Source organism: Polaribacter sp. BM10 (genome assembly GCF_002005425.1).
GTDB lineage: Bacteria > Bacteroidota > Bacteroidia > Flavobacteriales > Flavobacteriaceae > Polaribacter > Polaribacter marinaquae.
The window spans coordinates 219,236-229,715 of sequence record NZ_CP019704.1; the positions used below are offsets into that span (position 1 = coordinate 219,236).

Here is a 10,480-nt window from a genome sequence, read left to right on the forward strand (position 1 = left end):
TTTTATTATAAATTAATTGATATATAAACAAGATTATGGAAGAAAATCAAAATAAAGACGGACAATTAAATATAGAATTAGATCAAGAAATTGCTGAAGGTACATATTCTAATTTAGCTATAATTAATCATTCTGTTTCAGAGTTTATAGTAGATTTTATTAATATTATGCCTGGTGTACCAAAGGCCAAAGTAAAGTCTAGAATTATTTTAACTCCGCAACATGCAAAAAGACTTTCTAAGGCATTGGCAGAAAATGTTAGAAAGTTTGAACAACAAAACGGTGAAATTAAAGATTATGAACAACCACCAATTCCAATGAATTTTGGGCCAACTGGTGAAGCATAAAAAAAGCGAAACTTTTTAAAGTTTCGCTTTTTTATTATATTTTTCTTGTTTTGTTTAATAACCAAAAATCTGCTAATACTAGCGCAGTCATGGCTTCGACAATAGGTACAGCTCTTGGTACAACGCAAGGATCATGACGCCCTTTACCAGTTATCTCTGTAACTTCATAATCAGAATTTATAGTTTGTTGATTTGTCATTATTGTAGCAACAGGTTTAAAAGCTACTCTAAAGTAAATATCCATTCCGTTACTAATACCTCCTTGGATTCCTCCAGAAAGATTAGATTCAGTAGATCCATCAGCATTAAAAATGTCATTATGCTCAGATCCTTTCATTTTTGCACCACAAAACCCGCTACCAAACTCAAAACCTTTAACAGCATTAATAGATAACATTGCTTTACCTAATTCTGCATGCAATTTATTAAATATAGGTTCACCTAAGCCAACAGGTATATTTTGAGCAACACATGTAATAGTACCGCCAATAGTATCTCCTGCTTTTCTTATTTCTTGAATTTTAGCAATCATTTTATCTGCAGAACTTTCATCCGGACATCTAACAATGTTGTTTTCTGTCTTAGAAAAATCTAAATCTTGATAAGGCTTATCAATAAAAATATCGCCTACAGAAGAAGTAAAAGCATTAATTTTCATAGATGCTATTAATTGTTTTGCTAAAGCGCCAGCAACAACCCAATTGGCAGTTTCTCTAGCAGAGCTTCTACCACCACCTCTATAATCTCTACCTCCAAATTTTTTATCATACGTGTAATCTGCATGCGAAGGTCTATAAACATTGGTGTTATGATTGTAATCTTTAGATTTCTGATTGGTATTTCTAATAATAAAACCAATAGAAGTACCTGTAGTTTTTTCTTCAAATATACCAGATAAAAACTCTACCGTATCTGGTTCTTTTCGTTGTGTTACAATTTTAGATTGACCAGGTTTACGTCTATTCAATTCATTTTGAATAGCTTCTAAATCAATTTTTAACCCAGCAGGAAAACCATCAATTACACCACCAATAGCGGTTCCGTGAGATTCACCGTAAGTGGTTACTTTTAATAATTTTCCAAAAGAATTAAATGCCATTTTTTTTGTATTTATTTACAAATATAATAAAGTGTTCTTGATGATATTATCTTTTGTAATATTTTAAATGATACCTATAATTTTTATTTTTTGGTGATAGTCTGAATATTAGTGTTATAGAGAATTAAAAATATTATTTTCAAATTTTTTTAAAAAAAACTTCATTTTTGTTTTTCAGAATTAAAAAACCTTTCTATATTTGCATCCGCATTCAGGGAATACCTGATGAGACACTTGGAGAAATGGCAGAGTGGTCGAATGCGGCAGTCTTGAAAACTGTTGACTGTAACAGGTCCGGGGGTTCGAATCCCTCTTTCTCCGCCAGAATTTATTCAAAATTAGCTAAAGTCCTGCAAACACTATGTTTACAGGGCTTTCTTTTTACCCCAAAACATCAAAAAGTGTATTAAATACCATTCTGTAGGATACCTATTAGGTTACCTTTTTAAAACCTTTTTTAGGTCACCTATTTGTTGATAACTATATGTAAATCAGTTACTTGTATCTAAAATAAGACCTAAATATTTTGTAAATTAATGTATAATTTTAAAGGTCACCAGAATGAACAAAACATTTGGATTATTATTCTACTTGAAAAAAAACAAGGTAGATGCACAGGGTAAATGCCCTATTTATTTGCGAATTACTATAGATGGAAAGCGCAAAGAAATCAGTACAAAACGCATTATTGAGATTGAAAAATGGAACAATCAAGGAAATAAAGCAATAGGACGCACAGAAGATATCAAAGAATTAAACGCTTATCTAGATGCTCTTACTACTAGGGTTTATCAATCTCAAAGAGATTTAACACAAGATAATAAAATAGTAACAGCAGAAACACTTAAAAATAAGATTTTAGGAATTGAAGAAAAAGAAAGGACACTTATAACAATTTTTGAAAATCATAATAAGCAAGTAGAAAAATTAATAGGTAAAGAGTTTTCAGCAGGTACTTTAGAACGTTATAAAACAGTTTGTAAACATTTGCAAGAGTTTATGCAATTACAGTATAAAATTAGCGATATAAGTATCAAGTTAATTACTCATAAATTTATAACAGATTTTGAGTTTTATTTAAAAACAGAAAGAAACTGTGGCCATAATAGTACAGTTAAATATATTAAGAACTTTAAGAAAATAGTAAGAATTGCAATTGCTAATAATTGGATTAACAATGACCCTTTTTTAAGTTATAAAGTGCGGTTGAAAGAAGTAGAACGTCAATTTCTAACAGAAGATGAAATTCAAGCAATGTTAGAAAAAAAGCTACATACAAAGCGATTAGAACAAGTAAGAGATATTTTTGTTTTTTGTTGCTTTACTGGTTTAGCCTATAGTGATGTTAAGAAACTAACTAAAGATAATTTAGTATTTGGTATTGATGGAGAAAAATGGATAAAAGTAAAACGTACTAAAACAGATACACGTAGTAATATTCCATTATTACCAACAGCTTTAGAAATCATAAAAAAGTATGAGAACCATCCTGAAGCGGTAAGTAAAGAAGTGCTACTTCCTGTATTAAGTAATCAAAAATCAAATGCTTATCTAAAGGAAATAGCGGACTTGTGTGATATCAATAAGAATTTAACAACACATTTAGCACGTCATACCTTTGCAACTACTGTAACGCTTTCTAATGGTGTTCCAATGGAATCTGTAAGTAAAATGTTAGGACATAAATCATTAAAAACTACACAACACTATGCTAAAGTGTTGGATAGAAAGGTTAGTGATGATATGGCAATCTTAAAACAAAAATTTACAAATAAAATTAATATTGATGCTTCCAATAGAATAGCAAATTAATCTATATAATCGAACCATATCAGTATATGCTTAAACCCTTGTTAAATCAAGGGTTTTTCTGTTAAAAAGTATGTCTGTTTCGTTAATAACTGTGAATAACTTATTCTTTAAAATCAATCATTTTGACGTATATTGTATGTTAGAAATCAGGTAGTTAATACCGTTTAATATTTATTATATACAATGACATTTGAAGTAATTACAAAGGATGATTTAAAGACTCTAAAACAGGAAATCATTACAGAACTAAAGACAATTTTAGGAAGCCAAACAGAGCAAAAAAAATGGTTAAAATCAGTAGACGTTCGTGAGATGTTAAATATCTCTCCAGGAACTTTGCAGAATTTACGAATCAATGGAACATTACCTTATACTAAAATGGGGAAAATGATGTACTATGAGTATAGTGATGTAGTAAATGTTTTAAACCAAAACAAAAGTGCATAGAAGTTAAAAAAAAAAGGTCAGATGAAAAAGTTTAAAAAGGAGGATTCACATCCTTTGGCGATTAACGTGCTAAAGTTAAATCGTTACAATTACGACTTCTTAAATTGCGAGGAAGTTGTTTTTTTTGAATATATGGTTGTTAAGGGAATGGCATTTAAAAACAAAGAGTTTTTTCATAGTTCCGAAACCATTAGAAATGAAACAGGAATTAAAAAGCATTCTTTAAAATCAATTATTACTAAGTTTGAGAGCCTTGGAATTATCTCAATAGATGTTAAAGGGATGCCAAGAGTCAAATATTTCACTGTTCACTATCCTATAATAGTAGATTTAATACCTGAAATATACCAGTTATCTAAAAACGGTAAACTACCTTCTGATTTTAGTAAACATTTATCTGATTTCTTTATTCCTTTGGTTGATGACTACCTAAAAAAGAATAATATAAAGAATATTAAAGAAGAATTAAATAAAAAAGAAAAAATAGATGTAGAATCTGAAGGGGAGTTATCTATATCTTTTTTTAATGATTATTTATCTTCTCTTAAATATGAAAAAAATATTTCACAAGCTGCTTTAAATTTTAATGATGTTGATTTATTTAGAGCTTTAAAAAAATATGATATTGAAGTTATTTGTGAATACATAGGTAAATATTTTGAAGAGGAACATCGACCATCTTTAAATAAATTTTTTAAGTTCGATTCTATATCTAAAAATAAATTAAAATATATTGAAAAAAAGATTGTTGATGAAAATGAATATGTTGAACAAATGCTTGATGAATTGCAAAGAATTTATAATAAGCGTATTGAAATGTATAATAAAGATGACGACCATTCAAGAGCTAAAAGCAAAACTAAATTAGTCGTTACTTCAAGAATAAAACAACAATTAAAAACAGCCTTGATTTATCGAAATGAATTACAAATAACCCATTCATTTACTGCGTATGCAGATGATTTGTTAAAAGGTAATTTATCTATTAGTAAGATTCTACCATATTTTCTTTCATTCAAAGAAGGTGAGTATGAAATAATAGACACGTATTTAGAACATTTTAATATTCAATATGGCTACAGTAAAAACTAAAAATTAATCCAAAACAATCGTTTAATATGAGAATATACATACCACAAAATTTGGATATATTTAAGTTAACAAATAGTATTCCACCAACTTTTAAGCCTTATAAAATTGACAAGCTATGTTATATCGTGCATTTAATTAATGCAATTCCTTTAATGGATAAAGATATTCAAAATGAAGATTTTGTTCCTATCAATGCTCAAAGATTACAAAGTGATATTCAGAATTATAAAAAGTATCTTAACTATTTAGAATACGATTTAAAAATTATAGAGTCTGACAATCATTATATTGTTGGTGAAAAATCAAAAGGGTATAGATTTATTAAAGAATACAGAACAACTGTAAAATCAATGCAAGTAGAAAATTTTACATTTCGTAATAGATTAAAGGCTCATAAAAATAGAAAAAAGGATTCTGTCAAACATCTTAAGTTTTTAACAAAATGGTTCAATCAAAAACTTCAAATAGATTATAATTTTGTTGATACATTTTTAGCAGAAGAGTATCGTTTAAAAATGGAAGATAAAAAGCTTTGGGATTATGATAGAAAAAATAAAAAATACAAGCATCCAGAGAATCAAATGATACACGCACAAATGAGTGCAGAAAGATTAAAGTGGCAGGATCATAGTTTGGTGTTAGATGATAATGTTTACAGGTTACATACCAACTTAACAAATATGGCAAGCAGAATTAGAAATGCTGTTACCTATGATGGCCAAAAGTTAATTTCTATTGATATTAAAAATAGTCAACCATATTTAAGCACAATATTATTAAGTCGTTCGTTTTGGATTGAGCAAAAAAATGAGCCGAAAAATAATAACTCTTTATCAATATCTTTTTGTGAGCCCAAAAAGTCATATTCAAGAGATTTTAATATAAAAGAGGTTTCAAACAAACAAAAACTAAATATAAAACAAATAAACATTCATCACAATGATTCTTACATTATGTTAGGAGATATTGATAATACCCTTGTAAACAATGAGTTTAATCAGTTTGTCAACCTTGTGGTAAATGGTAGGTTGTATGAGTTCTTGGAAGAGAAATTTCGTTTTCACTTGGGGGAAACATTCTCAAATCGTAAAGAAGTGAAAGCAGCAGTCTTTCAAGTATTATTTACAGACAATCGATTTTTGGGGCAAGAAGAAGCAAAACCAAAGAAACTCTTTAAGGAATTGTTTCCAGAAGTATATGAGGTTTTTAGTAAGATAAAAAGTAAAGATAAAACCTTACTACCAAGATTGTTACAAAGTATTGAGAGTTACTTAATAATAGATGTCATTGCAAAGCGAATCTCTAAAGAGTTTCCAAATGCCCCACTATTTACAATTCACGATAGTATTTCTACCACCGAAAAATATGCAGATGTTGTAGAGGATATAATGAAACAGGAATTAGACAAAGCAATAGGACACGCACCAACATTAGCTCGTGAAGAATGGTGTAAAAGCAATATGATAAAACATCTTGAAACCTTAAAAGAGAAATCACAAGTGGTTGCATAATTAACCCTGTTAAACTTATATTAACCCACTGGGTTCTTTGGGTTTAAGATTAACTTCAAAATACCTTTAATTCTTGCCAAAAGTTTTCTATTTTTAAAGTCCTTTAGCTATGAAGGATTCAAATAAATAAAAAACATTTAATGGCAATAAAAAAATCAGAATTATACAGCTCCCTTTGGGCGAGTTGTGACGAATTAAGAGGTGGTATGGATGCAAGTCAATACAAAGATTATGTGTTGGTTATGCTCTTTATAAAATACATAAGCGATAAATGGGCAGGTCAACCCTATGCACCAATAACAATTCCAAATGGTGCTAGTTTTAAAGATATGGCTGCACTTAAAGGAGTAACAGATATTGGAGACCAAATCAACAAAAAAATTATTGCTCCTATAGCAGAAGCAAATCAGTTAGCAGATATGCCAGACTTTAATGATGTTACCAAATTAGGTAGCGGAAAAGAAATGGTAGATAGATTAACCAATCTAATTGCAATCTTTGAAAACCCAAGTTTAGACTTTAGTAAAAACCAAGCAGAAGGAGATGATATTTTAGGAGATGCCTATGAGTATTTAATGCAAAACTTTGCTACAGAAAGCGGAAAAAGTAAAGGTCAATTCTATACTCCTGCAGAAGTAAGCCGAATAATGGCAAATATTATAGGAATAGATAAAGAGCAAACTACTGCAGAAACTACAGTATATGATCCTGCTTGTGGTTCTGGTTCTTTATTGTTGAAAATAAGTAATGTAGCAAATGGTAAAGTAACGTTGTACGGTCAAGAAAAAGATGCAGCTACATCTGGTTTGGCTCGAATGAATATGATTTTACATAACGAACCTACTGCATTAATAAAACAAGGAAATACATTAGCAAAACCATTATTTGAAAACGAAACTGGCGACAACCTAAAAACTTTTGACTATGTAGTTGCCAATCCTCCTTTTAGTGATAAACGTTGGAGTAATGGTTTAAGTTTGCCAGAAGACAATCCATACAATCGTTTTCAAGATTATGGTATTCCTCCTTCTAAAAATGGAGATTATGCTTTCTTATTACATATTGTTCGGTCTTTAAAACGAAATGGTAAAGGAGCTGTTATTTTGCCTCACGGAGTTTTATTTAGAGGAAATGCTGAAGCAGAAATACGTCAAAACTTAATTAAAAAAGGATACATAAAAGGTATTATTGGTTTACCTGCCAATTTGTTTTATGGTACAGGTATTCCTGCTTGTATTATTTTAATTGACAAAGAAAATGCACAAAACCGAAAAGGTATTTTTATGGTAGATGCTGGTAAAGGTTTTATAAAAGATGGCAATAAAAATCGTTTACAAGAAAAAGATATTCATAGAATAGCAACTATTTTTAATGAACAAAAGCAAATACCAGGTTTTAGTAAAATGGTTTCTATTACAGAAATTGAAGCGAATGAGTATAACTTAAATATCCCAAGATATATAGAAAGCCAAGAAACGGAAGATATACAAGATATTGAAGCGCATTTATTAGGCGATATTCCAAATGCAGATATTAAGGCACTACAGCACTTTTGGGACGTGTACCCAAATGTAAAAGGTGCATTGTTTAGCCCAAGTAAAAGAGCTGATTACAGTAGCTTAATAGTAGCTAAAGGGGATATTAAGAACACCATTTTTGAGCATCCAGAGTTTGTGGCTTTTAGTACGCAAATGGATAATTTATTTACCGAATGGAAAACAGTAACAACCACTACTTTAAAAGCCTTAACACAAGGTTTTAATCCAAAAGAATTAATACATAGGGTATCTGAAAACTTATTGAACCAATACACCAATAAGGCATTGATAGATCCTTATAATATGTACCAACATATAATGACATATTGGTTTGAAGTAATGCAAGATGATAGCTACATTATTACCCAAGATGGTTGGGTGGCTGATACCTATAGAATTTTAAAGGAGAATAGCAAAAAGAAATTGGTAGACAAAGGTTGGACTTGCGATTTAATACCAAAAAAACTTGTTATTAATAGATATTTTACGGAAGAAAAGGAAGCTATTGAAAATTTACAAAACGAATTAGAAACCGCTATTGCTAGAGTATCAGAATTACAAGAAGAAAACTCTGGCGAAGAAGAAGCCTTAAATGAAGTTACCAAAAAAGCAGAAGCACAAATAAGTGTAATAGATTTCAAAAACTTGGCATTAAATAAATTTAATGAGCCTTTGTCTGTTAAAAGTGATGCTTTATATGAAGAATTATCAAATCAAAATGCAGTTTTTTTAGAGTTATCAATAAACCAAGTATTTAATCCATTAAGAAATGCAAAAGGTACAATTACTCAAAAAGCAATTAAAGACAGATTAAAGAGTATTGATGTTGATTCAGAAGAAGCTATTTTACTAAATCAGTTTGTGAATAAATCGAAAGAAATCACAGCATTAAAAAAGAAAATTAAAGAATTGATGACTACAATAGATGTTTTTATAAATAAACTTATTGTAGAAAAACCAGAAGAAGAATATATAAAAGAAATAATTATACTGTATGAGTTTATCGAATTAAAAAATAAAGAAACAGCTCTAAAAAAAGAAATCAAAATAGAAGAAGAAAAGCTTGATGCAATTCTCTATGCCAAATACCCAACACTAACAGAAGACGAGGTTAAACAATTGGTAGTAGATGATAAATGGATACATACTATTGAAACTACTATTAAAGACGAAATAGACCATATAAGCCAACGTTTAACCAATCGTGTAAAAGAATTAGCTGAACGTTATGAAAACCCATTACCTGTTATTGATAATAAAGTAGAAAGTTTAGAAACCAAAGTGAACGCTCACTTACAAAAGATGGGTTTTGTATGGAATTAACTGAAACGAAATTTAAACAAACCGAGGTTGGTTTAATCCCTAATGATTGGGAAGTAAAACCATTTTTGGAAGTTTCATTTATGAAAGGTAGAATTGGCTGGCAAGGATTAAAACAAACAGAGTTTACTACAAATAATGATGAGCCCTTTCTAATTACAGGAATGAACTTTAAAGATGGCGAAATTCGTTGGAATGAAGTATATCATATTTCAGAAGAAAGGTATCAAATAGCAAAAGATATTCAACTAAAGAAAAATGATGTTCTAATGACAAAGGATGGGACAATTGGAAAGTTACTTTATGTAGAGTCAATTCCGTACCCGCATAAAGCTTCTTTAAATAGTCATCTTTTAGTTTACCGTCCATTAAGAAATAGTTATAATCCTAAATATCTTTATTATCAATTATTATCCAAATATTTTAAAGATTATGTTGAGTTAAGTAAATCTGGCACAACATTTTATGGTATATCTCAAGAAGCTGTTGGGAATTATCCATTTATTTTACCACCTCTTCCAGAACAAAAAGCCATAGCCCAAGTATTAAGCGATACAGATAATTTAATACAAGCCTTAGAACAAAAACTCACTAAAAAAAGAGCTATTAAACAAGGTGCTATGCAACAGCTTTTAACACCTAAAGAAGATTGGCAGGTTAAGAAGTTGAGAGATTTAATACATAGCTTTCAAAATGGTTATGGATTTTCTGCAAGTGGTTATGTTGATAATGGCACACCAATAGTAACAATGGCACAAATTGGATTAAATGGTACTTTTCAATTTAATGAAAACAAAGTTAATTATTGGCAGAATAAAGACTTCAATATTTTAAAAAATTATCATTTACAAAATGGAGATGTTATTATTGCTATGACTGATGTCACACCAGATAAAAACTTAATTGGTAGAATGTCTATTGTTAAAAGCAATAAAACTCTTTTGTTAAACCAACGAGTTGGGTTATTAAGGATAGACAAGAATAAAATAAATCCGATTTATTTAAAGACCTATTCTAATATGGAAAAGTGGAGAGATTACTGTATTGGTTCTGCTTCATTAGGTGTTCAAGCAAATATTGGCACAAAAGATATATTAAATGGCTACATACACCTGCCTAATATTGAAGAACAAACGGAAATAGCCACAGTCCTTTCCGATATGGATGCTGAAATAGAACAATTAGAACAAAAGCTATCTAAATATAAATTGGTAAAGCAAGGGCTAATGCAAAACCTGTTAACGGGTAAAATTAGGTTGGTGTAAAAAAGAAAAAAGTTATGAAAAAAAATGAAAAAAGAAAATTGAATGATTT

8 protein-coding genes and 1 tRNA gene are annotated in these 10,480 nt (G+C 29.6%); 8 read left to right on the plus strand and 1 reads right to left on the minus strand.

The window, feature by feature from the left end; all coding sequences use genetic code 11:
• Positions 1-35 precede the first annotated feature (35 nt).
• The gene (locus BXQ17_RS00955) at positions 36-347 is read left to right on the plus strand and encodes a DUF3467 domain-containing protein (protein ID WP_077808831.1); all 312 of its coding nucleotides are present in this window, start codon (positions 36-38) and stop codon (positions 345-347) included.
• A gap of 34 nt (positions 348-381) precedes the next feature.
• Here the strand turns inward: BXQ17_RS00955 and aroC are convergent, their stop codons facing one another.
• On the minus strand, positions 382-1,446 hold the full coding sequence (aroC, locus tag BXQ17_RS00960; RefSeq protein ID WP_077808832.1) for a chorismate synthase: 1,065 nt from the start codon (positions 1,444-1,446) through the stop codon (positions 382-384).
• 236 nt (positions 1,447-1,682) lie between these two features.
• Between aroC and BXQ17_RS00965 the strand changes: the two genes are divergently transcribed.
• The 7 genes from BXQ17_RS00965 to BXQ17_RS00995 all read left to right on the plus strand — a co-directional run bounded on the left by BXQ17_RS00965 (position 1,683) and on the right by BXQ17_RS00995 (position 10,431).
• Positions 1,683-1,770, plus strand: a tRNA-Ser gene (locus BXQ17_RS00965).
• A gap of 237 nt (positions 1,771-2,007) precedes the next feature.
• Positions 2,008-3,258 carry a site-specific integrase gene (locus tag BXQ17_RS00970; protein ID WP_077808833.1) on the plus strand — a complete coding sequence of 417 codons (1,251 nt, stop codon included), beginning with the start codon at positions 2,008-2,010 and terminating at the stop codon, positions 3,256-3,258.
• Between the two features lie 183 nt (positions 3,259-3,441).
• Positions 3,442-3,705 carry a helix-turn-helix domain-containing protein gene (locus BXQ17_RS00975; RefSeq protein ID WP_077808834.1) on the plus strand — a complete coding sequence of 88 codons (264 nt, stop codon included), beginning with the start codon at positions 3,442-3,444 and terminating at the stop codon, positions 3,703-3,705.
• Positions 3,706-3,726: 21 nt separating this feature from the next.
• Positions 3,727-4,797 (plus strand): hypothetical protein, encoded by a 1,071-nt coding sequence (locus BXQ17_RS00980; protein ID WP_149025840.1) that lies wholly within the window; start codon positions 3,727-3,729, stop codon positions 4,795-4,797.
• A gap of 26 nt (positions 4,798-4,823) precedes the next feature.
• A complete protein-coding gene (locus BXQ17_RS00985) occupies positions 4,824-6,308 on the plus strand; it encodes a hypothetical protein (protein ID WP_077808836.1) in 1,485 nt (494 codons plus the stop codon).
• Positions 6,309-6,448: 140 nt separating this feature from the next.
• Positions 6,449-9,169, plus strand: a complete 2,721-nt coding sequence (locus BXQ17_RS00990) for a type I restriction-modification system subunit M (protein WP_077808837.1) — start codon at positions 6,449-6,451, stop codon at positions 9,167-9,169.
• On the plus strand, positions 9,160-10,431 hold the full coding sequence (locus BXQ17_RS00995; protein ID WP_077808838.1) for a restriction endonuclease subunit S: 1,272 nt from the start codon (positions 9,160-9,162) through the stop codon (positions 10,429-10,431). Before BXQ17_RS00990 ends, BXQ17_RS00995 begins: the two co-directional genes overlap by 10 nt.
• Positions 10,432-10,480 lie beyond the last annotated feature (49 nt).